The organism is Novosphingobium sp. FKTRR1, assembly GCF_020404405.1.
Taxonomy (GTDB): Bacteria; Pseudomonadota; Alphaproteobacteria; order Sphingomonadales; family Sphingomonadaceae; genus Novosphingobium.
In genome coordinates this window covers 284,168-306,724 of record NZ_JAIZDA010000001.1, presented here as the reverse complement: position 1 = coordinate 306,724, position 22,557 = coordinate 284,168, and the positions used below count along the sequence as shown (strand labels likewise).

At 63.5% G+C, this 22,557-nt stretch carries 22 protein-coding genes; 13 read left to right on the top strand and 9 right to left on the bottom strand.

Annotated features, from left to right (window positions below; all coding sequences use genetic code 11):
- Window positions 1-37 precede the first annotated feature (37 nt).
- A complete protein-coding gene (locus tag LDN95_RS01275; protein WP_226015809.1) occupies window positions 38-901 on the top strand; it encodes an SGNH/GDSL hydrolase family protein in 864 nt (287 codons plus the stop codon).
- A gap of 14 nt (window positions 902-915) precedes the next feature.
- Here the strand turns inward: LDN95_RS01275 and LDN95_RS01270 are convergent, their stop codons facing one another.
- The 5 genes from LDN95_RS01270 to LDN95_RS01250 are packed head-to-tail and all read right to left on the bottom strand — an operon-like array spanning window position 916 to window position 6,355.
- Window positions 916-1,290, bottom strand: coding sequence for a twin-arginine translocation signal domain-containing protein (locus LDN95_RS01270; RefSeq protein ID WP_226015808.1), 375 nt, complete (start codon window positions 1,288-1,290; stop codon window positions 916-918).
- Window positions 1,287-1,679 carry a cytochrome c gene (locus LDN95_RS01265; RefSeq protein ID WP_226015807.1) on the bottom strand — a complete coding sequence of 131 codons (393 nt, stop codon included), beginning with the start codon at window positions 1,677-1,679 and terminating at the stop codon, window positions 1,287-1,289. Before LDN95_RS01265 ends, LDN95_RS01270 begins: the two co-directional genes overlap by 4 nt.
- Window positions 1,676-3,253, bottom strand: coding sequence for an FAD-binding oxidoreductase (locus LDN95_RS01260; protein WP_226015806.1), 1,578 nt, complete (start codon window positions 3,251-3,253; stop codon window positions 1,676-1,678). Before LDN95_RS01260 ends, LDN95_RS01265 begins: the two co-directional genes overlap by 4 nt.
- Before the next feature lie 49 nt (window positions 3,254-3,302).
- Window positions 3,303-5,498, bottom strand: a complete 2,196-nt coding sequence (locus LDN95_RS01255; RefSeq protein ID WP_226015805.1) for a PQQ-dependent dehydrogenase, methanol/ethanol family — start codon at window positions 5,496-5,498, stop codon at window positions 3,303-3,305.
- Window positions 5,495-6,355 (bottom strand): hypothetical protein, encoded by an 861-nt coding sequence (locus LDN95_RS01250; RefSeq protein WP_226015804.1) that lies wholly within the window; start codon window positions 6,353-6,355, stop codon window positions 5,495-5,497. Before LDN95_RS01250 ends, LDN95_RS01255 begins: the two co-directional genes overlap by 4 nt.
- 89 nt (window positions 6,356-6,444) lie before the next feature.
- Here LDN95_RS01250 and LDN95_RS01245 point away from each other — a divergent pair, with 89 nt between their 5' ends.
- The 3 genes from LDN95_RS01245 to LDN95_RS01235 are packed head-to-tail and all read left to right on the top strand — an operon-like array spanning window position 6,445 to window position 8,069.
- Window positions 6,445-6,849 carry a nuclear transport factor 2 family protein gene (locus LDN95_RS01245; protein WP_226015803.1) on the top strand — a complete coding sequence of 135 codons (405 nt, stop codon included), beginning with the start codon at window positions 6,445-6,447 and terminating at the stop codon, window positions 6,847-6,849.
- A 13-nt stretch (window positions 6,850-6,862) separates the two neighbouring features.
- Entirely contained in the window at window positions 6,863-7,315 is a 453-nt protein-coding gene (locus LDN95_RS01240) for a nuclear transport factor 2 family protein (protein WP_226015802.1), read from the top strand.
- Between the two features lie 13 nt (window positions 7,316-7,328).
- Window positions 7,329-8,069 carry an SDR family oxidoreductase gene (locus LDN95_RS01235; RefSeq protein WP_226015801.1) on the top strand — a complete coding sequence of 247 codons (741 nt, stop codon included), beginning with the start codon at window positions 7,329-7,331 and terminating at the stop codon, window positions 8,067-8,069.
- A gap of 24 nt (window positions 8,070-8,093) precedes the next feature.
- On the opposite strand, the gene LDN95_RS01230 is transcribed toward LDN95_RS01235, so the two are convergent.
- Complete coding sequence (locus tag LDN95_RS01230) at window positions 8,094-8,546, bottom strand: Lrp/AsnC family transcriptional regulator (RefSeq protein ID WP_226015800.1); 453 nt, start codon at window positions 8,544-8,546, stop codon at window positions 8,094-8,096.
- A 75-nt stretch (window positions 8,547-8,621) separates the two neighbouring features.
- Between LDN95_RS01230 and LDN95_RS01225 the strand changes: the two genes are divergently transcribed.
- A complete protein-coding gene (locus LDN95_RS01225) occupies window positions 8,622-9,233 on the top strand; it encodes a LysE family translocator (RefSeq protein ID WP_226015799.1) in 612 nt (203 codons plus the stop codon).
- Window positions 9,234-9,243: 10 nt separating this feature from the next.
- Here the strand turns inward: LDN95_RS01225 and LDN95_RS01220 are convergent, their stop codons facing one another.
- Both LDN95_RS01220 and LDN95_RS01215 read right to left on the bottom strand, forming a co-directional pair.
- Window positions 9,244-10,719: an aldehyde dehydrogenase gene (locus tag LDN95_RS01220; RefSeq protein ID WP_370631630.1), complete on the bottom strand. Its 1,476-nt coding sequence runs from the start codon at window positions 10,717-10,719 to the stop codon at window positions 9,244-9,246.
- Window positions 10,720-10,899: 180 nt separating this feature from the next.
- Window positions 10,900-13,281, bottom strand: coding sequence for a TonB-dependent receptor (locus LDN95_RS01215; RefSeq protein WP_226015798.1), 2,382 nt, complete (start codon window positions 13,279-13,281; stop codon window positions 10,900-10,902).
- A 386-nt stretch (window positions 13,282-13,667) separates the two neighbouring features.
- Between LDN95_RS01215 and LDN95_RS01210 the strand changes: the two genes are divergently transcribed.
- The 5 genes from LDN95_RS01210 (at window position 13,668) to LDN95_RS01190 (ending at window position 18,441) form a co-directional block, all read left to right on the top strand.
- Window positions 13,668-15,179 carry an aldehyde dehydrogenase family protein gene (locus tag LDN95_RS01210; RefSeq protein ID WP_226015797.1) on the top strand — a complete coding sequence of 504 codons (1,512 nt, stop codon included), beginning with the start codon at window positions 13,668-13,670 and terminating at the stop codon, window positions 15,177-15,179.
- A gap of 84 nt (window positions 15,180-15,263) precedes the next feature.
- On the top strand, window positions 15,264-16,136 hold the full coding sequence (locus tag LDN95_RS01205) for an amidohydrolase family protein (protein WP_226015796.1): 873 nt from the start codon (window positions 15,264-15,266) through the stop codon (window positions 16,134-16,136).
- The gene (locus LDN95_RS01200) at window positions 16,136-16,903 is read left to right on the top strand and encodes an SDR family NAD(P)-dependent oxidoreductase (RefSeq protein ID WP_226015795.1); all 768 of its coding nucleotides are present in this window, start codon (window positions 16,136-16,138) and stop codon (window positions 16,901-16,903) included. Before LDN95_RS01205 ends, LDN95_RS01200 begins: the two co-directional genes overlap by 1 nt.
- A gap of 24 nt (window positions 16,904-16,927) precedes the next feature.
- Entirely contained in the window at window positions 16,928-17,704 is a 777-nt protein-coding gene (locus LDN95_RS01195) for a glutathione S-transferase family protein (protein WP_226015794.1), read from the top strand.
- The gene (locus LDN95_RS01190; protein ID WP_226015793.1) at window positions 17,704-18,441 is read left to right on the top strand and encodes an alpha/beta fold hydrolase; all 738 of its coding nucleotides are present in this window, start codon (window positions 17,704-17,706) and stop codon (window positions 18,439-18,441) included. The genes LDN95_RS01195 and LDN95_RS01190 overlap by 1 nt, the downstream gene beginning before the upstream one ends.
- Window positions 18,442-18,489: 48 nt before the next feature.
- Here LDN95_RS01190 and purU read toward each other — a convergent pair whose 3' ends face one another.
- On the bottom strand, window positions 18,490-19,353 hold the full coding sequence (purU, locus tag LDN95_RS01185; protein WP_226015792.1) for a formyltetrahydrofolate deformylase: 864 nt from the start codon (window positions 19,351-19,353) through the stop codon (window positions 18,490-18,492).
- Window positions 19,354-19,475: 122 nt separating this feature from the next.
- On the opposite strand from purU, the gene LDN95_RS01180 reads away from it, so the two are divergent.
- The 3 genes from LDN95_RS01180 to LDN95_RS01170 all read left to right on the top strand — a co-directional run bounded on the left by LDN95_RS01180 (window position 19,476) and on the right by LDN95_RS01170 (window position 22,544).
- Complete coding sequence (locus tag LDN95_RS01180; protein ID WP_226015791.1) at window positions 19,476-20,876, top strand: aminomethyl transferase family protein; 1,401 nt, start codon at window positions 19,476-19,478, stop codon at window positions 20,874-20,876.
- Window positions 20,877-20,997: 121 nt separating this feature from the next.
- Window positions 20,998-21,879, top strand: a complete 882-nt coding sequence (locus tag LDN95_RS01175; RefSeq protein ID WP_226015790.1) for a methylenetetrahydrofolate reductase — start codon at window positions 20,998-21,000, stop codon at window positions 21,877-21,879.
- The gene (locus LDN95_RS01170) at window positions 21,876-22,544 is read left to right on the top strand and encodes an alpha/beta fold hydrolase (protein WP_226015789.1); all 669 of its coding nucleotides are present in this window, start codon (window positions 21,876-21,878) and stop codon (window positions 22,542-22,544) included. The genes LDN95_RS01175 and LDN95_RS01170 overlap by 4 nt, the downstream gene beginning before the upstream one ends.
- Window positions 22,545-22,557: the final 13 nt, after the last annotated feature.

Genomic DNA, 22,557 nt, shown 5'->3' with positions numbered 1-22,557 from the left:
GAGCGCAATTGGCATAGTCGGGGATAAGGAGATCGCCATGCCCCGACTGATTACCATTGCAGCCATTGCGCTCGCCGCTTTCTTTCCGGCAACCCTGGTGGCCAGACCTTTAGCCGGGACGGATGCGAGCCAGAATGCATACGTCGCGATGGGCAGTTCCTTCGCCGCCGGCCCGTGGGTGGCGCGGGATGCAGACACTCCGCCCAACCGCTGTGCACGCTCGGCGGCCAACTATGCGCACCTGCTGGCGGCTCGTCTCAAGATGCCGTTGGTGGATGTCTCATGCTCAGGCGCCAAGGCTGTTCACATCCTGTCGCCTTGGACCGAACTGCCAGCGCAAATCAACGCCGTAACGGCCAGGACACGGCTGGTGACGATCACGGCGGGCGGTAACGATCTGAACTACATCGGCAGTATTGCCGCGTTGAATTGCGGGCGGATGACCCCCGAACAGATCAATCAGGCGTTTCAGGGCAAGGGTTGCCCGGCGGTCGCTTTGCCGACGGCGGCAGACGAGGCGGCACTCGCCAGCACCTTGCGCAACGCCGTATCGCGCATCCGCGCGGCAGCCCCTCGCGCGCGCATCGTGCTGGTCCAGTATTTCAACTTGTTTTCAGGTGCCCCGAACTGTGCCGCAACCGGCCTTGTCGCCAAGGATCTGGTGACGCTGCAAGGCATAGCCGGACGCCTTGCCATGATCACGGCTTCGGTAGCACACGAGACCGGGGCAGAACTGCTGCCGCTCGATCGGTTGTCGCGCGAACATGGCGTATGTTCGGCGGCACCATGGGTCAACGGCAACTCAGCCGATCGGGCCAAAGGCGATGGGGTATTCTATCATCCCAACCGTGCCGGCATGGCTGCCGCCGCCGATGCGCTGGCGCAACTGATCGCGCGGTAAGCGGTCCGCGCGGCTCAGGTTTTACTCGTCATAGACCAGTGGACCAAGCCGCCTGACCGTGGCCGGCTTTCGCTGGCCACGCGATAGCCTTGTCGCTCCAGCTCGCCACGAATGGCCACCCAATCGCTCCAGCGGGTCAGTCCGTCGATCCTGCGCGCGCTGCCGTCGTGTCCGCGCAACGCCTGCCAGCGGGTGTGGCGTTCGCGGGCTATGTCGATGCACTGTGCCAGCGGGTGTTGCGCGGTGAGTGCAGCGGTTGTCGGAACAGCGCTGTCATGCACCAACAGGTCGGGCTCGCTGGCCAAGGCGCGCGCGCTACTGCCAAGACCCAGCGCGCCGCCTGCCAGCGCCGCGCCCTGCAACAGTCGTCGCCGGTCGGTGCGGATCATTTGCCCCTCCCGAGGTAAGCGGCAACGCTGGCCAGTTCGGCATCGGTCAGATCCACGCGGGTTTGCTGCGGCATCGCGCCTTTGCCCATGCGCACGACCCCCTTCACGTAATCTGCGGTCAGGTCATCGCGGTTGGCGAGCAGCGCACTTTGCGGTGGCGCACCGATGGCCAGCCTTTGCTTCATCAGCAGGTTGGTGCCCATGCCGAAAGTCAGGTGGCAATAACCGCAATGGTTTTCGAACAAGGCCTTGCCATCGCGACCCACTGCCAGTCGGTCACCCGCAGGGGCAGACGCACGCATCTGGTAGGGCGGCAGCGGCGGCGGATCGGCCAGAACGACCGCTGCGGGCACGAGCGTCAGCGCGACGCCAAGGATCAGGCGCTTCATGCCCGGCCCTCCTTGGCATGCGCGCGATAGGCCGATGGCCATACGCCCTGCTTGCCCGGCGCGATCACCCCGTTGGGATCCAGCGCGTCCTTGATCTTCTCGTTGAGGCGGCGCAGCGCGTGGCCGTTGAAGTCGTACGTATCCATCACCGTGTCCATCCAGCCAAGGTGTGTGCGGTATTCGCCGTAACCGGCCTGCGCCGTGCCCGCGATCAGCGCGTTGAACAGCTTCTTGATGTTGTCGATCTGTGCCGGTTGGTCACGATCGTACATCAGCATGTTGATGTTGGTGGCAAAGCGCCCACCGATGGTGAAGCTGGCGTAGAAGTCGACATCGTGATCGGCGATGATCTTGCGGCTGCGCTTCAACTGCCCCAGCACGTGCTCCGAGGTGGCGGGCACCACCGGCGAAAAGCCCATGTGTGCGCCGCGTCCACCGACCCAGTCGCTCATCTGCAAGGGCACCGCCGAGGGTACGCCCATGGTGGTGTCGATGGCGTTCATCGGCTCGCCCTCGTGCCACCAGTGCTCGGCGGGCGGCGCTGCCAGATGGCGGGCCATCGCTGCCTTGACGATATCGGCCTTGGCCTTGACCACGGTTTCGTCGCCATACAAGCGCAGTGCCACCTGCCAGTAGCCCAGCTTGTACTGCTTGAGCAGTTCGGCAACGCGCCATTCGGGGATGGCGCTGGGCTTGTCCCAGAAGTCCGCGCGCTGCCCTTTCAGCACCATCTTGCCCAGCCAACTGGGGATGAACACATTCTGGTCGACCAACCCGGAAATCTTGAGCGGGGCGATGGTGTCGATCACCCAGCCGATATCGTCCTCGTTGGGAATGTCGAACACCAGTTCGAGCGAGCTTGGCGGCGCCGGTTGCAACCACAGCCCGGCGCGGGTGACGACGCCAAGGCTCGACTGGGTGAAGGCAAGGTCGAGCGTCGGGCCATAGCTGAGCGGGTGGAGGTGCCAGGCATGGTTGCCCGCCATCGCACCCATGCCGGTGCGCACCAGATCGCCATCGGGCATCACCACCTCGAACCCGCACAGATTGCGCGCGTGCAGGCCATAAGGGGTGTAGCCGATACCGTGCTCGAAGGCATTGCCCAGCACCGAACCCCAGGCGTTGCCCGGAACCGACAGCCACAGCGGCAATTTCTGGCGCTGGATCTCCTCATAAAGGTCGAAAAAGCTGACGCCCGGCTCCAGCACGGCATAGGCCAGCCTGGCATCAAGCTCGATGATCTTGTTCATCCGGCCAAGATCGAGCACGACCGATCCCGCCATGCGCGGCGCGGCGGTGCCATAGCCAAGGTTCTTGCCGCGTGAGACAGGCCAGAGCGGCACTTTGTGCTCGTTGGCCAACCGGACGATCGCACGCACTTCGTCAACCGAGGCGGGCGCGACTGCGGCGGATGAGGCCCAAGGCTCGGCCGAACCGGGGGCATAGATGTCGGAATAGGCGTCGCGATCGGCGTCGCTGGCCAGAACCCAGTCCTTGCCGACCACGCGTGCAAACGCGGCAAGCGCGGCGTCGAACTGCTTCGGACTGGTGCGGGGCGGCAGTTTCAACTGCATGGCGCAGGCTCTCCCATGGCGGTGTCTTTCTGGTTCGTGTCGGGTTGGATCAATAGTTCGACAGGATCGTCAGGCTCGGCCCATCGAGCGGCAGACCCTTGGCGCGTTTGGCCAGTTCGTCGGTCCGGGTCTTGGTCTGCTGGTCGATCAGATAGGCGTGGATGGCGTCGGCATCTTCGGGTGAAAGGATATCGTTCCAGCGCGGCATTCCGCCACTTACCAGCGCGCCGCCGAGTACGATCTCGCGGAAAAGCGCGTGCGTATCCGGCTGCATCCGGCGCAAGTCCGGGGTGATCGAGCGCGGCTGGTTGGCATGGCAGATGGCGCAGTTACCGAAGAACAGGCCCTGACCACGCGCTATCGTGGCGGGGGTGACGCTGGCGGCTTGTGCGGGTGGGGCAGGGGCCACGTCGAGCGCAGGCAGCAGCGGCGGAACGCGGACCGCGCTGCCGCCCAGTCGGAACACCAGCAGCCGGTTCATGTTGCCGCGCGCATATGTCGCCGAATAGCGCGGTACGAAAGGATAACCGCCGCCACCCCAGCCAGCCATCACCGCGATGTATTGCACGCCGTTGACGGTATAAGTCATCGGTGCGGCCATGATCGCGGTGCCGGTTTCAATCTGCTTGAGCACCCGTCCGCTGCTTGTCTCGCGCACGACCAGCCTGCCGCCGACGTCGCCGTGGATGGTCAGGCCGCTGGCGGTGGTCAGCACGCCGCCCCGGTCCTGCCAGCCCGCCGTATCGGCAGCCCACACGGTCTTGCCGGTCAACGGGTCGAGCGCGCGGATCTGCGCCTTGCCCGGATCGCGCAGCGTTTCGGCGTAAGCGGGCAGCTTGCGCACTGCATCGGCCATCGCAGGGGGCAACGTATCGAGCGCGGCTTTGACGTCGGGGGTGAAGATCAACGCCGCATCGTTGTTCAGGCCGCGTGCCTTGTGCGGCTTTTGCCCCGGCGACATGAAGATCAGGTTGCCGATATCAAGCACGGCGGCGACATAAAGCCCGCTGGCCGGGTCGTACGATGCCGGGTGCCAGTTGCGCGCGCCGGTGGTGGCGGGGAACACGATTTTCGGACCGTTGGTATAGTCGGTTTCGGCCGGGTTGAGCCGAGGCCTGCCGGTGGTCATGTCGATGCCGGTGGCCCAGTTGGTGCGCACGATCGGATTGGCGCGCAGCAACTTGCCATCGCGGCGGTCCAGTACATAGAGATAGCCGTTCTTGGGCGCGTGCAGCAGCACCGGCCGCTCCTGACCATCGACATTCAGATGCGTCAGGATCATCGGCTGGGTCGAGGTGAAGTCCCAGTTATCGCTTGGCGTTTCCTGATAGTGCCACACCATCCGCCCGGTTCTGGGATCGAGCGCCACCAGCGAGCCGATGTAGAGGTTGTCACCGCCAGCGGGCGAGCGCTTCGACGTGGCGTAAGGCCCGCCGTTGCCGGTGCCGACCAGCACATAGCCGGTTTCCGGGTCGAAGGTAATCGCATCCCACGGTGCGCCACCGCCGCCGATGTCCCAGCGGCTGGCCGGATCCCAGGTCTTGAGCGCGGCTTCGAGCTCGGGCGATTCCTGCGGTCCCAGTTTCGGATCGCTTGGCACCACGTGCCAGCGCCAGCGCAGCTTGCCGGTCTTGAGATCGAGCGCGCTGACATAGCCACGCACGTCGTATTCGGCGCCGCTCATGCCGATGACCACCACGTCGCCCGCGATCTCGGGCGCGCCGGTCGACGTGTCGCCCTTGTGGCGATCCTCGATGAAGTCGGTTTTCCACACCACCGCGCCGGTCTTGGCGTTAAGGGCATAGAGCCAGCCATCCAGCGTGGCGACGAACACTTTGCCATCGGCCACGGCAACGCCACGGTTGACCATGTCGCAACAGACCGTGCGATTGACCTGCAGGTCAACTTCTGGCTCAAAGGTCCACAGCGGCTTGCCTGTGGCCGCGTTGAAGGCATAGGCGCGGCCCGCGACGCCCGAGGTATAGAGCACCCCGTCGATCACCACCGGGGTGGCTTCCTGCCCTCGCATGGTGCCAAGTTCAGCCTGCCACGCCAGCCCCAGCGTGCCGACGTTGGCAGGCGTGATCAGGCTCAACGTCGAATGATGGGTCTTGCCCGCATCGCCGCCGGGGCTGGGCCAGTTGGTCCCGGCCCCGGTGGTAAGGCCTGTGCCGGGCGCGGGGGCCGCCGCCACGATGCTCGTTGCGCACAGGACCGCGAGGCCAAGCCTTGCCAGCGCTTTCATGCCAGCGCATCCCAAGGGCAGGGCATGCGATAGGGCACGGTGATGAAGTTCGCCTCGATCTGGCAGATCATGCCGTGGTCGATCTTGAACAGTTCGCTGATGTAGAAGCTGTGCGGTCGCCGCACCGGGCTTTTCACCGTGCGGCCATCGGTCAACTGATAGGTGTCGAGCCGCCCCGAATGATCGATGAACCCGAAGGCCAGCACCAGCCCGCGCTCCTCGTCCACCAAGGGAAAGCGGCGGGCACGCAGTTCGTCGTCATAGCGATAGTTGCCCATGCGGAACTGCTCTTCGCAACCGAGCGCCGAAACCGGGACGATCTTGCCGAAGTCCGGGTTGTTGGTGGTCTGGACGCCGTTCTCCACGCGCTGGCAATCGGGGTGAAAGCGGGTGTGGATGGTTCCGTCGTTCAGTTGCAGGGTGTCGAAATAGCCGTTCGACAGGCGGATCATCTCGGCGCGATCGACCGGTGCCGTCGCGTTGGCCTCAAGGATCGGCTTGGTCCAATAGGCGGGGTTCTCGAACTTGATGCCGCTGTCTGACTGACGGACGACGCAGGCTTCGGCCTCAACCACCGCGCCGCTGTCATCCAGTTTCAGACGCAAGGTAAAGGCCGATTCCTCGATCGGTTCGTGCACTGTGCCGAAGTAGCCGACCTGGTTGGTGGCAGGGTCCGCAAAGCGCAGCGCATAGCTGCCGATGTCCTCGATCGTGCCCCATAGCCCGTCGCCGATGGCCAGCATCACGTTGTTTTCCGAAGTCAGCGCTCCATCGGCCCAGCGCACCGCCGCAGCGTCGCGCTGGGCCAGTGCGGCCAGGTAGCCGTCGAGCACGGCATAAAGCGCCGAGCGGTCCATTCTCTCTCCCGAATCTGTCTTTGCAGTCGCGGTTCCGACTGATACACACCTTATCAAATGTTACAATGCTCCGCGTCAAGGGGGCATGAATGGGAGAAGCGACGATGGCGCGAGAGGCGCAAGAACTGGCCAATCTGGCGCACGTGCTGGCGATGTACGAACACGTCCTGATTGCGCTCGACAGCAGCCGGGTCGATGAGTTCATCGCGCCCGGCTATATCCAGCACAGTTCGCTCGCCGAGCCGGGGGTGCAGGCGCTCAAGGACTGGCTCGATGCACGGCGGCTCGATTCACCCGACGCGCGCCAGACCATCCATCGCAGCTTTGCCGATGGCGACCATGTGGTCGTGCATGTCCATGTCGTGCGGTTTCCGGGCGATCCCGGCATCGCGGTAGTGGATATATTTCGTCTGGCAGATGGCATGATTGTCGAGCATTGGGATGTGCTCCAGGAAATCCCTGCCGACCCGGTCAATCCCAACTCGATGTTCTGAAAGGAAATCAGCGATGCGTCTTGTCGTTCTTGCCGTGCTGGCCGCGCTGCTGCCGGCAACTGCCCAAGCAGCACCCTGCAAGCTCACGCCAAAGCAGGTCGTCACCCAATTCATGCACGAATTCTACATCGAGAAGAAAGTGCGCTCTGCGTTCGAGCGCTGGGTCGATCCGAGCTATATCCAGCACAACCCCTATGCCAAGACCGGGCGCGACGCGGCGATCGGCTTCCTCGAAGGGTTCGTGAACGCCAATCCCGGCCAGAAAACCGATATTCGCAGGATCATCGCCGACGGCAATCTGGTGTCGGTTCACAGCCATGGCTGGGACGAAGCCGGTGATGCGGCGGCAAAGCGTGGCTTTGCGGTGGTCGACATCTTCCGCGTGCAAGGGTGCAAGGTCATGGAGCATTGGGACGTACTGCAGCCGGTGCCCGAAACCAGCGCCAACACCAACACCATGTTCTGAAGGATCGGGCGCCATGCGCTTTGCGGGCAAGATCGTCGTCGTTCTGGGCGGCAATGCGGGTATCGGACTGGCGGCGGCGCGGGGTTTCGTGGCCGAAGGCGCGAAGGTGGCATTGACCGGACGCAACGCCGCCACTCTGGCACAGGCGGCGCGCGAAACCGGCGCGCTGGCCCTGCAAAGCGACATGGGCGATCTTGCCGCCACCTGCGACACGCTGGCACGGGTGGCGGCCGAACTTGGGCCGATCGACGTGCTGTTCGTCAACGCCGGCGTCGGCGGGTTCGCACCGGTGGCGGACGTGACCGAGCCGTTCTGGGATGGCATCCACGACGTGAACCTGAAAGGGGCGTTCTTTGCCATGCAGGCGGCCCTGCCGCACATGGCCGATGGCGGGGCGATCGTCGTCACCGGATCGATTGGCTCCGTCGCGGCGGTGCCCGGCAATGTCGCTTATGCGGCTGCCAAGGCGGGCCTGCGCGCGGTGGTGCGCATCCTCGCCAAGGAACTGCTGCCCCGGCGCATCCGCGTCAACATGATCAGCCCCGGCCCCACCGACACCGAAATCTTCAAACGCGATTCAAGCGCCGAGGAAATCAGCGGCTTGCAGGATTTCTTTGCCACCGTCGTTCCGATGGGACGGATGGGCACGTCCGATGAAGTGGCCAATGCGGCGCTGTTTCTGGCGAGCAACGAGGCCAGTTTCATCAACGGAGTCGATCTTTACGTCGATGGTGGGTCGCTGGAGTTGCGGTGATCGGGGCGTAAACGCGACGGATGCTCAGGCGCGTTCGTCCTTGGGTGAGCCCATGACGATATAGGATGTGATGGTCGCCACTTGATCGAGCGCTCCCAGCACTTCGGTATGGAAGTGCTTGTAACTGGCTAGATCCGCTGCCTCTACCCGCAGCAGGTATTCCACGGTGCCAGTTACGTTATGGCATTCGCGCACCTCGGGCGCGCGTTGCATCGCTTGTTCGAATGCGGCCTGTTCGGCGCGGGTGTGGCGCGACAGCCCGACGGTCATGTACGCCAAAAAAGCCACGCCTCGCGCCTGCGGGCTGATGACCGCGCGGTATCCCGCAATCGCGCCCGAGCGCTCCAGTGCCTGTACCCGGCGAAGGCACGCTGACGGCGATAGTCCGACCACGGCCGCCAGTTCGACATTGCTGAGACGGCCATCGCCGGAAAGCGTGCGCAATATCTTGCGGTCAAATTGATCCAGATCGCTCATATGTTGCAAATCATGGAGCATATGCACGATCTTTGCAAGGATCGGTCCTCACGATCGCGCTAATATTGCGTGGTCATGAACGAACACCTTCTGCTGGCGCTAACCGCCTTTGCCTTTGTATCCTCGGTCACGCCTGGGCCGAACAACCTGATGTTGATGGCATCAGGGACCAATTTCGGCTTTGGACGCACGATCCCGCACATGCTGGGTGTGTCCATCGGCTTCACGCTGATGATCGTGCTGGTTGGCGCCGGACTTCGCCAGCTCTTTGCCGCGTTTCCGGTGTTCTACACGGGGCTCAAGTGGGGCAGCGTGGCCTATCTTGCCTATCTCGCGGTGAAGGTCGCCACCGCCGCTCCACCCGCCGTGCGCGCCGCCGCAGGCACCACGGCCCGGCCGCTGACGTTCACGCAGGCAGCGCTGTTCCAATGGGTCAACCCCAAGGCGTGGACGATGGCGCTGACCGCCTGCTCTGCCTATGTCGGGCAGGATAACCCGCTGCGCAATCTGCTGATCGTGGCTGGGGTATTCGGCGCGATCAACCTGCCCACGGTCAGCGCCTGGGCCTATCTCGGCGTGCAGATGCGGCGGTTTCTCGATGACCAGCTCCGTTTGCGAATCTTCAATGTGACCGCCGCACTGCTTTTGCTGGGTTCGCTCTATCCGGTCGTTTTCGGTCAGGCCTAATGGTTGCTCATCAAAGCGCTTCTGGCACCCCGTCGAGCAGCATTGTCTTGCTTTCGAGATAAGGCAGCAGTCCCTCGGGGCCGCCTTCGCGTCCGATGCCCGATTGCTTGAACCCGCCGAAAGGCAGGCCGAAGTCCATCCGCAAGCCGTTCTGGCCAAAGCCGCCGGTGCGGATGCGCCGACCGATGCGATAGGCGGCCTGCGCATCGTGGGTCAGCACCGAGCCGTTGAGGCCATAAGCGCTGGAATTGGCGAGGCGGATCGCGTCCTCTTCGTCATCGGCGGGGATCAGGCTTAGCACCGGGCCGAAGATCTCCTCCTGCGCGATACGGCTGCTGTTATCGACGTTGGCGAACAGCGTCGGCTCGATGAAGTACCCGACATTCAGATGCGATGGCCGTTGCCCGCCGCTAACGAGCGTTGCCGTTCGCCGACCTTCCTCGATATAACCCTCGATACGCTCCAACTGGCGCTTCATCGCCACCGGACCGAGTTGTGCGGTGGGATCATCGCTGTGGCCGATGCGTACTTGCTTCATCTCGGTGGCGATGGCGGCGGCCAGTTCATCGTGGCGGTGGCGCGGCACGATCACCCGGCTGAGCATGGCGCAGACTTGTCCGCTCATCAGCGTGATCGTGCCGGTCAGCAGCTTGGCGGCATGGTCGATGGCAAAGTCATCGCGCAGGATGGCGGCGGACTTGCCGCCCAATTCCAGCGTGCAGCGCGCCATCCGTCCGGCGCAGACCGTAGCGATGCGCTTGCCGGCCAGCGTCGATCCGGTGAAGCTGACCTTGTCGATGCCCTCGTTGCAGACAAGGTGGTCGCTTGCCTCGCGGTGGCCGGTGACCAGATTGACCACGCCCGCCGGAATGCCCGCAGCCTCCGCCGCTTCGGCGATGATGTAGGCTTCGAGCGGCGTTTCGGGTGAGGGCTTCATGATTACGGTGCAGCCGGTCAGCAGTGCATAGGCGACCTTGTTGGCCATGATTCCGAAGGGCCCGTTCCACGGCGCGATCGCGGCGACAACGCCGACCGGCTCGTGCGCGATCAGGGCGGCGGCGGCAGCATGGGTCGGGCGCTGTTCGACAAAGGCGAAGGCTTCGGCAAAGCCGGCGATCTGGTGCAGCGCGGCTACTCCGCCAGCGTGCATTGGCCCAGCAAAGCTGGCAAGACCGCCCATCTGTGCGCTCCACGCGCGCGCCAGTTCGGGCACCCGGCCTTCCAGATGTGTCACCATGCGGCGGAAGGTGGCGATCCGTTCAGCCGGGGGCGTGGTCTGCCAGGGGCCGTTGTCAAAGGCATCGCGCGCAGCGGCAACTGCTGCGTCCATGTCGGCCTCGTCGGCTTCTGCTACGCGCGCGACGACTTGCTCGGTATCGGGCGAGACCAGTTCGATCAGGCGGCCACTGTGCGCTCGAACCCAGCGCCCGCCGATGAACAGGCTTTCAGGATTGGCGATGGTAACGCCTTGGGGCAGCAGGGGCATCGGCTTGTTCTCCCATCGATGGCCGGATTCGGCTCTGGCTCCATCTTAACAAATGATAGCGTTTGGGCAAGCGCTCCGGCGCCGGGGGATCATGATCCTGTCGGTACAACGCAACGGGGGCAGCCCGGTTAGGACTGCCCCCATCCATTGCATGAAGTCGTTTCGGCCGTTCAGCCGAGATCAGAACTTCTTGCTGACGGTGATCCCCCATTCGCGCGGCTTGCCCACCTGACTGTAGATCGTGCCAGTGAACGCATAAACGGCGGCGAAACGATAGGGATTGTAATACTTGTCGAACAGGTTCTGCACCTCCAGCGAGACCGACAGATCCTCGGGCTTGTTGCGCCAGGTCAGGCGGGCGTTGGCGATGGTGTAGGATTGAAAATACTGGATCGGCCCACCGCCGACCAGACGCCCGGCGCTGGTCTTGCCGGTGAAGCTGGCGTCGAGACGAGGGGTCAGCGAACCGGAGTTGCCCAGTTCGGCGCGGTATTGCACCCCGGCACTCCACTTCCACTTCGGCGTCACGATCGGATCAGACAGCAAATAGGCATTGCCGACGCGAGGATCGATCTTGTTCCAGTCGCCGGTCAGGTAGCTGACCGAACCGTCGAAATCGAGGCCCTCGACAGGCCGCGCATTCACTTCAAGTTCGACGCCCTTGATCTTGCCGCTGCCCGCATTCTGGCGGGCACCGCATGGTGCGTTCGACCCGAGCGATGCGCACGTGATCAGCGGAAGCTGGACGTCCTTGTAGTCGTTGATGAAGCCCGACAGGTTCATCCGCAAGCGGCGATCGAACAAGTCGGTCTTGACGCCCACTTCATAGGCGACGACCGTTTCCGGGCCAAAGCTGCCGTTGAGCGCTTGCGCGGCGTCAAACGGGCGAGCGGTGACGCCGCCGCCCTTGAACCCGGTGCCGACTGTCACATAGGCCAGCACCTCGGGCGAGAAGCGATAGTCGGCCGACAGGCGCCAGTCGAGGCGATCGCCATCGTACTTTGCGGTCACGCCGTCGAGCGCGCCGAGGAAGTACGATGGGGTGCCGTCGAAGTTCTTGCGCACGAAGGTATAGTCCTTGTGCTCCTTGGTGTAGCGCAAGCCGCCGGTCAGGGTCAGGCCTTCGATTGGGCGGACGAACACCGTGCCGAAAGCGGCCTTGCTGTTGGCGTTGACCGGATCGTTGCCGAGGAACTGGAAGTTCAGCCCCGGTGCGATGTAGTGGATGTCCTGCCGGGTGAAATAGGTCGAGCGCTGGTCGGAATAGAAGCCGCCCAACGTGAAATCGATCATGTCACCGATCTTGCCGTTGAAGCGCAGTTCCTGGCTGAAGAACCAGAACTTCAGATCGTTGAAGCCTTGGCCAAGAATATTCTTGTCGGGGGTGAAATCGTCGTCGGTGCCCCATTCCTGACGGTATTCGCGATAGGCCGTGATCGACTGGATGTTGAAGGTGTCGCTCAGCTTGAACGTGCCGTTGCCCGAAACGCCCCATCCGGTGAACTTGGTGTGGTTCGGCATCGAATAGCCGTCCTTGACCTGACCCCATGGTCCGGGGATCGACAGGCCCGGGGGCGGGGTGTTGCCGGCGGCATAGAAGTTGGCGAACGTGCAGAACCGGCCGCACAGGTACGTCGGGCTGACCTTCGTCGGGTCCGCCGTCGTCAGTACTTCCGCCGCATTCGTGCGGTTTTCGTAAGTGTAGTCGCCAGTGACGGTGTAGTCGACGGAATCACTTGGGTTGTAGCGCAGCGCTGCCCGGACGCCGGCGTAGTTTTTCTCGCCAAGCTTGTCGATCAGGCAGCCCTGACCGGTGCTGGGACGCGCGCCTATGCCTTGTGTGTTGTTGGGATAGACGCAACCATAGTCGAGTTGGTCGACATAGCCATTCTGGTGCTTGTACACGCCCGAAACACGGCCATACAGGCCGTCTGCCAGCACGAAGTTGGCGCTGGCGCGCAGGTCGGTCCGCTGGCGGCTGCCATAGACGAGATCGATCGAGCCTGAATTGCTGTCGGTCGGCTTTTTCGAGAAAAGCTTGATAGCGCCGCCGATGGCGTTGCGGCCGGTCAGCGTGCCTTGCGGCCCGCGCAGCACTTCGACGCGGTCGAGATCGAGCAAGTCGAAGATACCGCCGGTCAGCGTCGCATAATAGACATCGTCGACGTACATGCCCACGCCCGGCTCATAGGCCGGGTTGAAGTCGAACTGGCCGATGCCACGGATCGATGCGCCGAGCGAAGAACCATAAGCGCCGCCCATGGCGTTCAGCGTCACGTTGGGGGCCTGCGCGGCGATTTGCGACAGGTCGGTCTGGTTGCGCGAGGTGAGCAGCGCGGAATCGACCGCCGTGATCGACAGCGGCGTGTCCTGCACCTTCTGGTTGCGGAACTGCGCGGTGACGATGATTTCCTGAATGGTGTTGTTGCCAGTGTCGGCATCGGTGGCCGATGCCTCTTCGGCGGGCGCAGCCAGTGCGGGTGTTGCGGCAAGCGCGGCACATGCCGACACACCCGCGAACAGCGCGCGGCGCACACGCCGCGTCGTGGTGAACCTGATCATAGCAATCCCCTCTCAAGCCGCCGGAACTTCGAGGTTCCAGCTTGCGACCGTTAGTAATGCATACAGATTCGCGGTTTGCAAGCGTGCTCGAACGGACTCGAAAAACGTCCGGTGAGTGCGGCAAATAAATCACATATGTTAGGATGGAGCGGCCATTCGTTCGCTGCATTGCAGCATCGCAAGGTGCGGCGCCGACCCGGCAGGGTTGCCCGCATGGGCAGCGCGATTGCGGGAGGGGGAACGTTTTTGCCAACCGGTTTCCGGTTGCAAGCGTCCGGATTTTTTGTAAGTAAGACCTACAAATAGAACTTTGGCGTTACTCGGGGCGAGCCTCGGGACAAAGCAAAGCGGTGCTACGGCATCAACCCTGCGGAAAAGGATGACCCATGAACGAACTGGCTTCCATCAGCTACCAGCAGCTTGCCTACTCGCCTGCCGCGCAAAAGGCGCTGGCCCGCAAGCCGCAGCTTTTCATCAACAACCAGTGGGTCGATTCGACGCACGGCGAGGTGATCGAGGTCGAAGATCCGTCGAGCGGCAAGATCGTCAGCCATGTTGCCGATGCTTCGCCTGCCGACGTTGACCGGGCGGTCGCCGCCGCGCGCGCCGCGTTCGACGATGGTCGCTGGTCTGGCCTGCCGCCGATGGCGCGCGAACGTATCATCAACCGTCTGGCCGACCTGCTCGAAGCCCACGCCGATGAGTTCGCCGAGCTGGAAGCGATCGACAATGGCAAGCCCAAGACGATGGCGGCCGCCGTCGACATTCCGGGTGCCATCAGCCAGTTGCGCTTCATGGCCGGCTGGGCCAGCAAGACCGGCGGCGAGACGACGGCGCCCTATACGATCCCGGCAGGCGCGTTCTTCACCTACACCCTGAAGGAGCCGGTGGGCGTCTGCGGCCAGATCGTGCCGTGGAACTTCCCGCTGCTGATGGCCACGCTCAAGGTCGCGCCAGCGTTGTCGGCAGGCTGCACACTGGTGCTCAAGCCGGCCGAGCAGACTTCATTGACTGCACTGCGTCTGGCCGATCTGATCGTCGAGGCAGGCTTTCCGGCCGGCGTGTTCAACGTGATCACCGGCTATGGCCACATCTCGGGCGATCATCTGGTCAAGCATCCCGATGTCGACAAGATTGCCTTCACCGGCTCGACCGAGATCGGCAAGCTGATCAATCGCAACGCCACTGCAACGCTCAAGCACGTGACGCTTGAACTGGGCGGCAAGTCGCCGGTGGTGGTCATGCCCGATGTCGATGTGGCGGTGGCTGCGCCGGGTGCTGCCGGTGCGATCTTCTTCAATTCGGGCCAGGTTTGCGTGGCGGGATCGCGCCTGTTCGCGCACCGCTCGATCTTCGACCAGGTGATCGAAGGCGTGGCCGAGGCATCAAGCTTCTGGGCGCCGCGTCCGTCGCTCGACCCGACCGGCCACACCGGTCCACTGGTGTCGAAGGAGCAGTACGACCGCGTGCTCGGCTATATCGAGGCCGGCAAGCGCGATGGCGCCAGTGTGGCAATCGGTGGCGATGCCCCGAGCGCGGATGGCTACTACGTCAACCCCACCGTGCTGGTGAACGTGAACCCGCAAATGAGCGTGGTTCGCGAGGAAATCTTCGGGCCCGTGGTCGTTGCACAGCGCTTCGACGATCTCGATGAAGTTGCCAAGATGGCCAACGACACCGCCTTCGGCCTTGGCGCCGGGGTGTGGACGCGCGACGTCGCCGCGCTGCACAAGCTCGCATCGAAGATCAAGGCGGGCACTGTCTGGGGTAACTGCCACGCGGTGATCGATGCCGCGCTGCCGTTCGGCGGCTACAAGGAATCGGGTATCGGGCGCGAACAGGGCCGCGCCGGGATCGAGGCCTACCTCGAGACCAAGACCGTCATCGTCCAGCTGTGACAGGGGGGAAGGGGGATTGACTTCGGTCCCCCTTCTTCGCTCGAACACTGTGGAACGATAGCGAACCAGACGGAGTGACCCCGCATGCCCATCGACCTGACCCGCATTTCTGCCATCGACGTCCATGTGCACGCCGAAGTGTCGTGCCACGACCCCGAAGATCCGGTGATGGGCAAGTTCTTCGATGCCGCCTCGGCCTATTTCAAGGCGCCGCGTGAACGCCCAAAGATGCCCGAGATCGTCGAGATCTACCGCGAACAACAGATTGCGTTCTGCCTTTTCACCGTCGATTGCGAAAGCGGGATTGGCGCCAAGCGGCTGTCGAACTATGAAATCGCCGAATTTGCGGCAAAGCATGACGATATCTGCATCCCCTTTGCCTCGATCGATCCGCACAAGGGCAAGCTTGGTGCGCGCGAGGCCCGAGATCTGGTCGAGAACCACGGGGTGCGCGGGTTCAAGTTCCATCATATCATGCAGAACATCGAACCGGCCGCCCAAGTCGGCTACCCGATCTATGAGGTGATCAACGAATACAAGTTGCCCGCGATCTTTCACACCGGCCATTCGGGTATGGGTACGGGCATGCGCGGCGGCGGCGGGGTGCGGTTGAAGTACGGTCAGCCGATGCTGGTCGACGATGTCGCGGTCGATTTTCCCGACATGAAGATCATCCTGGCGCATCCAAGCTGGCCATGGGTCGACGAAAGCCTGTCGATGGCGCTGCACAAGGACAACGTGTTCATCGACCTGTCGGGCTGGAGTCCCAAATACTTCGCGCCCCAGATCATCCAGTATGCCAACACGCAACTGCGCAAGAAGATGCTGTTCGGCAGCGACTTTCCGCTGATCCACCCGCAAAAGTGGATCGACGCGGCCAAGCAGGTCGGATTTCGCGACGATGTGTTGCCCGGCATCATGAAGGATAATGCCGTCCGCGTGCTCGGTCTGGGCTGATGGACTTTACTGGCGCCCACGTATTGGTGACAGGCGCTTCGACCGGGATCGGGCTGGCCACGGCACAACGGCTTGCCGGGTATGGCGCGCATGTTTCGCTGGTGGCGCGCAATGCGAGCAAGCTGGCCGAGGCGGTTGACACGATCGAGGCAGCAGGGGGCAAGGCGCATGCCTTCGCCGCCGATGTCGGTGATCCAGCGGCGTTCGATGCTGCGGTCGATGCGGCCGAAGCCATCTATGGCAGGGTCACCCACGCCTTTGCCAACGCTGGAACCGGCGGCACGTTCGGGCCGCTGGTCGATTGCCCGGACGACGTGTTCGAGGCGGTTATGCGCACAAATGTAACGGCAGTGTTCCGCCTGCTGCGGCGGGTTCTGCCGGGCATGATCGCGGCGCGGCAAGGCAGCGTTCTGGTCACTGGAAGCCTTGCCAGCGAGCGTGGCTTGCCGATGAACCCGGCCTATGTCGCGTCGAAGCATGCAGTGCTCGGCCTTGCGCGGGCTGCGGCGGTGGAGGCCGCGCCACACAATGTGCGCGTCAACTGCCTGCTGCCCGGCTTCATTGAAACGCCGATGCTGCACCAGTTGGGCGATGACCCGGCACACATTGCCGCGCGGATGGGGGCGACGGTGCCGATGGGGCGGATCGGTTCGGCAGACGAGGCGGCGTCGGTTGCCGCCTTCCTGCTGTCGGATCTTGCTGCCCATGTCACCGCGCAAGCGGTCGCGGTCGATGGCGGCCTGCTGGGCACGATGATTCCACGCTGACATCACACAACAAAGGGGGATGCCATGGCCTTGCGCTATTTTCATGCCGAACCGGTGGCCAATTCGCTCAAGTCGATGATTCCACTGAAGGAAAAGGGACTTGAGTACGAAAGCGTCTATGTCGATCTGCACAAGTTCGAGCAGCACCAGCCGTGGTTCGTGGCGATCAATCCCGAGGGGCAGGTGCCCGTGCTCGACCACGACGGCACCATCATCACGCACACCACCGTGATCAACGAATACTTGGAAGATGCCTTTCCCGACGCCCAACCTGCTGACGGGCCGTTGCGTTCGCGCGATCCATTGGGCGCATCACGAATGCGCTACTGGAACAAGTTCATCGACGAGCATGTTATGAACTTCGTGTCGATGCACGGCTGGCACCGGATGGTCGGGGTGATCGCGCGCAATGTCGAGAGCGGCGAGTTCGAGAAGCTGCTCGAAAACATCCCGCTGCCCGATCAGCGCAAGAAGTGGGCGACGGCGCGCTCGGGCTTTTCCGAGGCCGATCTGGCCAACGCCACCGCCAAGATCGAATATGCTGTCGACAAGGTCGAGCGCCAGCTTGGCGATACCGCATGGCTGGCGGGTGACGGCTACACGCTCGCCGACATCAACTTTTATTCGCATTGCGGCATGATGGTCGAACGCATGTTTCCCGAACTGGAGATCGCTGTCCGCGCGCCGCGACTGGTCGAATGGCGCGATCGGATGTCGGCGCGACCGGGCGTTGCGGCCGCGCTGAAGGGCGAGGATCGCACAGCACCGGGCCTGCGCACCTGGACCGGACACGTGCGCTGATGGCAGGCTTCGTGCTGATCCATGGGTCTTGGCACGGCGGCTGGTGCTTTGACCGGCTGTCCGCGATCCTTTCTGCGCGCGGACATACCGTGCGTGCGCCGAGTTTGCCGGGAATGGGGGGGACGGCCGAGGAACTGGCGGCGGTCACGCTGGACGGCTGGGGTGAATTTGCTGCGCAGCATTGCCGGGAACTGAAGGCGGAACTCGGTGGCGCGCCGGTCGTGCTGGCGGGGCACAGCCGGGGCGGGCTGGTCATCAGTACCGCTGCCGAACGCGACCCGCAGGCGATGGACGCGCTGGTCTACATTTGCGCGATGATGCTGCCCGACGGCATGTCACGCGCGCAATTCAAGGAACAGGAAGGCCCGAACCCCGCCTTCGACGCCATCATTCACAAGATCCACGATGGCGTCGCCACGGTCGTCGATCCGGCGGGAGCAGCGCCGGTATTCGCGCAACTGTCTCCGGCCGATGAAGTGGCTGCGATCCTGCCCCGGCTGCTGGCCGAGCCGCATGGAGTGCGCTCCACCCCGTTGCGGCTGACGGACGAGCGGTTCGGGTCAGTGCCGCGCACCTATATCGAGTGCACCGAGGACCGGACCATCCCGATCACCAGCCAGCGGCGGATGCAACAAGCGCTTCCGGGTGCGCGGATCGTATCCTTGTGGGCCGATCACAGCCCCTATCTGTCGCGGCCCGAATCGCTGGCGAGTGCCTTGATCGACGCGATCCCCTGATTGTCCGGCTCCGGACGAGCGTTCGTCCGGAGCCGGAAAATCGCCGCGTCAGTCGCGGAACACCACGGTCTTGCTGCCATTGCGCAGCACGCGGTCGGCCAGATGCAGTCGCACCGCCTCGGCCAGTACCCGGCGTTCGATGTCGCGGCCCTTGCGCACCAGTTCGTCGGGCCGGTCGGCGTGGCTGATGGCTTCGACGTCCTGGTGGATGATCGGACCTTCATCGAGATCGGCGGTCACATAGTGCGCGGTCGCGCCGATCATCTTCACCCCGCGCGCATGGGCCTGATGATAGGGCTTGGCGCCCTTGAAGCCGGGCAGGAAGCTGTGGTGGATATTGATGCAGCGGCCCGTCAGGAACCCGGCCAGATCGTCCGACAGAATCTGCATGTAGCGGGCCAGCACGATCAGTTCGGCGCCGGTATCGTCGACCACCTGCTTGATGCGCGCTTCCTGTTCGGGCTTGGTGTCCCTGGTGATCGGGAAGTGGTGATAGGGAATATCGCCCATCAGGCTGATCGCCAGCGCCTCCTTGGGGTGGTTTCCGACGATTCCGACGACGTCCATCGGCAGTTCACCGATTCGGTGGCGATAGAGCAGATCGCCAAGGCAGTGGTCGAACTTGCTGACCAGCAGCAGCACTTTGCGCTTTGCACCCTTGGCACGGAGCGTCCATTCGATGCCGAATTGCTGCGCCACTGCTGCAAAGTCAGCGCGCAATTGTGCAGGATCGCCATCGCGCGGATCGAACTCCACACGCATGAAAAAAGTGCCTTCTTCCTGATCGTTGAACTGCTTGGCCTCAACGATGTTGGCGCCCGCACGCGACAGGAATCCGGTCACGGCGGCGGTGATTCCGGGCTGATCGCGGCATGACAGCGCGAGGATCTGGTAATCGGTGGGGTTTTTCACGTCTGGCACAGACAGCTCTCCTGTTTGCCGGATGGCAGGGCACCCGGTCACTTTTCGTTTGCGCTTGCCCCAATTCATAGTATGTGTTGCATACAAATTGCAACGCTGCCGGAGAGGGAAAAATGTCCGCCGCCAATCTTGACCAGCTTCTTGCCCAACAAGGCAACATCGTCGAATTGCTGCGCAACTCGCAGCTCGGCGCCTATGTGTATCCGGTGGTCGCGCCGGAGTTCTCGAACTGGCGGTCGGAGCAGTGGGCATGGCAACACAGCGCCGTGCTGTTCGACCAGTCACACCACATGGTGAACCTGTACATTCGCGGCAAGGACGCGGCCAAGCTGCTATCCGACACGATGATCAACAGCTCGAAGGGCTGGACGGTCAACAAGGCCAAGCAATACGTGCCGACCACGCCCTATGGCCATGTCATCGGTGACGGCATCATCTTCTGGGAAGAAGAGCAGTCGTTCACCTACGTCGGCCGCGCGCCCGCATCGAACTGGCTGCGCTATCACGCGGCAACCGGCGGCTATGACGTGGAGATCGAGCTGGACGATCGTTCGCCGATGCGGCCGATGGGCAAGCCTGTCACCCGCAAGGAATGGCGCTTCCAGATTCAGGGCCCCAACGCGTGGGCGGTGATCGAAAAGCTCCACGGCGGGCCGCTGGAGCAGCTCAAGTTCTTCAACATGAGCACGATGAACATTGCCGGCAAGACCGTGCGCACGCTGCGCCATGGCATGTCGGGCGCGCCGGGCCTTGAAATCTGGGGGCCTTACGCCGAACAGGAAGAAATCCGCGCCGCCATTCTGGAAGCAGGCAAGGAATTCGGCCTGATTGCTTGCGGCAGCCGCGCTTACCCGTCGAACACGCTGGAATCGGGTTGGATTCCCTCGCCGCTGCCCGCCATCTATACCGGTGAAAAGCTCAAGGGCTTCCGCGAATGGCTTGGTGCCGACAGCTACGAAGCGACCGGTTCGATCGGCGGCTCGTTCGTGTCGGACAACATCGAGGACTACTACCTCAACCCGTGGGAACTGGGCTATGGCTCGTTCGTCAAGTTCGACCATGACTTCCACGGACGCGAGGCGCTTGAAGCACTTAACCCAGCCGAGCAGCGCAAGAAGGTGACGCTGGCGTGGAACCCCGAGGACATGGCCAAGATCACGGCTTCGCTGTTCAACCCCGATGGCGAACAGTACAAGTTCTTCGACGTGCCCTTGGCCAACTATGCGTCGTCCAACTATGACCGCGTCGTCGATGCGGGCGGAAAGACGGTCGGCCTGTCGATGTTCACCGGCTATTCCTACAACGAAAAGCAGGCGCTCAGCCTCGCCACGGTCGACCCGGAAATCCCGGTCGGCACCGAAGTGCGCGTGGTCTGGGGCGAAGAGAACGGCGGCACGCGCAAGACCACGGTGGAGCCGCACAAGCAGATCGAGGTCCGCGCCATCGTCTCGTCGGTGCCCTATAGCCGCGTCGCGCGTGAGGCTTATGCCGAAGGCTGGCGCACGGGTCGCTGAAGCAAGATCACCCCTCCCCGAGCAGGCGGGCCCGGATCGAACGGGCCCGGATCGAACGGGCCCGAATCGAACGGGCCCGAATCGAACGGGGAGGGGGTTTTCCGGGGAGAGGAGAGCCGCAATGGCCATACCGCAGATCCATCCCAACTGGGACAAGGAACCGGCCGGAATCACCGACGGCTTCTCGCTTGAAATGACCGCCAAGGATGAGGCGAGCCTGCGCGATGCGGCTCCGCTCATTCCGGCTGAAACCCCCGTCGCCGTCACGTTCCTGCCCGGCGAGGATGTTGCCGCACGCGTGGCCGCGACCATTGCCGTGCGCGAGCTTGGTTTTGAGCCGATGCCGCATTTTTCGGCGCGACGCATCACGTCCGAGGACGACTTTGAAGGCTATCTGCGCGCGGTGGTCGAGCAGGCTGGGGTGCGGCGCTGCTTCATCGTGGCGGGCGATCCGCCCGAGCCGGTCGGTCCCTATTTCGACACTTCGGCCCTGATCGCCACCGGCGCGTTCGAACGTGCGGGAATTCAGGCCATCGGCGTCGGTGGCCACCCGGAAGGGCATCCCAACATGTCCGTGGCCGAATGCTGGGCCGTGCTGGAAAAGAAGGTTGCCGATATCTCGGCGCGCGGCATGGCGCCGCTGATCGTCACCCAGTTCGGGTTCGATCCCGATGCCTTCCTCGCCTGGCTCAAGGAATTGCGCGCGCGCGGGATCGATGCGCCGGTGCGGATCGGTGTGCCGGGGCCAGCCGGGATCAAGCGGTTGCTGGCGTTTGCGGCGCGCTGCGGCGTGGGCGCCTCAACTTCGGTGCTGCGCAAGTACGGCATATCGGTGACCAACCTGCTCGGCAGCGCCGGACCCGACAAGTTGGTCGATGCTTTTGCGCAGGGTCTTGGCGCCGAGCATGGCCGGGTGCGGTTGCATTTCTATCCGTTCGGGGGCCTGCGCAAGACGGTCGAATGGATCGGCGATTACAACCGCAAGCACGGGATAAACGCATGACCGATTACGTGCTGGTTCATGGCGCATGGGGCGGTGGCTGGGCCTTTGACCGCTTGTCCGCCGACTTGCGCGCCGCCGGGCACCGCGTGGTTGTGGCCGACCTGACCGGCCTTGGCGCGCGCAAGGATGCGTTCCATCCCGGCATCACGCTGGCCACGCATGTCGACGACGTTGTGGCGCAGATCGAGGCGGCCGGGTTCGATCGCTTCGTGCTGGCCGGGCACAGTTATGGCGGCATGGTGGTGACCGGTGTTGCCACGCGGCTTGGCGCGCGGATCGACGCGTTGGTCTATATCGATGCGTTCCTGCCGGGCGATGGCCAGTCGCTATGGGATCTGACGGGCGCATTCGAGCACGATCACTACATCGGCAGCCAGAAGTTCAGCCCCGGCGCGGTTGCCCCGCTTCCGGGGCTTGAGGCGCCGATCCTGACACCGCATCCGCTGCTGACCCTGCTCGAAGCCGTGCGCTTCACCGGGGAGGAAGCGAAAGTCGCACGGCGCGTCTATATTTTCGCCAACGCATGGGAGCCCACGCCGTTCCGGCAGTTCCGTGACCGCGTGTCGGTGGAAGCTGGCTGGGACTACCACGAGGCCGCAGCCAGCCACGACGTGATGGGCGACCAGCCCGAGCAGACTCTTGCCATCCTGCTGGGCTTCGCCTGAGCGCCTGAGCGCC

Coding starts and splice junctions, on each gene's coding strand:
- LDN95_RS01275 (WP_226015809.1), top strand. CDS start 38: ATGCCCCGACTGATTACCATTGCAGCCATTGCGCTCGCCGCTTTCTTT.
- LDN95_RS01270 (WP_226015808.1), bottom strand. CDS start 1,290: ATGATCCGCACCGACCGGCGACGACTGTTGCAGGGCGCGGCGCTGGCA.
- LDN95_RS01265 (WP_226015807.1), bottom strand. CDS start 1,679: ATGAAGCGCCTGATCCTTGGCGTCGCGCTGACGCTCGTGCCCGCAGCG.
- LDN95_RS01260 (WP_226015806.1), bottom strand. CDS start 3,253: ATGCAGTTGAAACTGCCGCCCCGCACCAGTCCGAAGCAGTTCGACGCC.
- LDN95_RS01255 (WP_226015805.1), bottom strand. CDS start 5,498: ATGAAAGCGCTGGCAAGGCTTGGCCTCGCGGTCCTGTGCGCAACGAGC.
- LDN95_RS01250 (WP_226015804.1), bottom strand. CDS start 6,355: ATGGACCGCTCGGCGCTTTATGCCGTGCTCGACGGCTACCTGGCCGCA.
- LDN95_RS01245 (WP_226015803.1), top strand. CDS start 6,445: ATGGGAGAAGCGACGATGGCGCGAGAGGCGCAAGAACTGGCCAATCTG.
- LDN95_RS01240 (WP_226015802.1), top strand. CDS start 6,863: ATGCGTCTTGTCGTTCTTGCCGTGCTGGCCGCGCTGCTGCCGGCAACT.
- LDN95_RS01235 (WP_226015801.1), top strand. CDS start 7,329: ATGCGCTTTGCGGGCAAGATCGTCGTCGTTCTGGGCGGCAATGCGGGT.
- LDN95_RS01230 (WP_226015800.1), bottom strand. CDS start 8,546: ATGAGCGATCTGGATCAATTTGACCGCAAGATATTGCGCACGCTTTCC.
- LDN95_RS01225 (WP_226015799.1), top strand. CDS start 8,622: ATGAACGAACACCTTCTGCTGGCGCTAACCGCCTTTGCCTTTGTATCC.
- LDN95_RS01220 (WP_370631630.1), bottom strand. CDS start 10,719: ATGCCCCTGCTGCCCCAAGGCGTTACCATCGCCAATCCTGAAAGCCTG.
- LDN95_RS01215 (WP_226015798.1), bottom strand. CDS start 13,281: ATGATCAGGTTCACCACGACGCGGCGTGTGCGCCGCGCGCTGTTCGCG.
- LDN95_RS01210 (WP_226015797.1), top strand. CDS start 13,668: ATGAACGAACTGGCTTCCATCAGCTACCAGCAGCTTGCCTACTCGCCT.
- LDN95_RS01205 (WP_226015796.1), top strand. CDS start 15,264: ATGCCCATCGACCTGACCCGCATTTCTGCCATCGACGTCCATGTGCAC.
- LDN95_RS01200 (WP_226015795.1), top strand. CDS start 16,136: ATGGACTTTACTGGCGCCCACGTATTGGTGACAGGCGCTTCGACCGGG.
- LDN95_RS01195 (WP_226015794.1), top strand. CDS start 16,928: ATGGCCTTGCGCTATTTTCATGCCGAACCGGTGGCCAATTCGCTCAAG.
- LDN95_RS01190 (WP_226015793.1), top strand. CDS start 17,704: ATGGCAGGCTTCGTGCTGATCCATGGGTCTTGGCACGGCGGCTGGTGC.
- LDN95_RS01180 (WP_226015791.1), top strand. CDS start 19,476: ATGTCCGCCGCCAATCTTGACCAGCTTCTTGCCCAACAAGGCAACATC.
- LDN95_RS01175 (WP_226015790.1), top strand. CDS start 20,998: ATGGCCATACCGCAGATCCATCCCAACTGGGACAAGGAACCGGCCGGA.
- LDN95_RS01170 (WP_226015789.1), top strand. CDS start 21,876: ATGACCGATTACGTGCTGGTTCATGGCGCATGGGGCGGTGGCTGGGCC.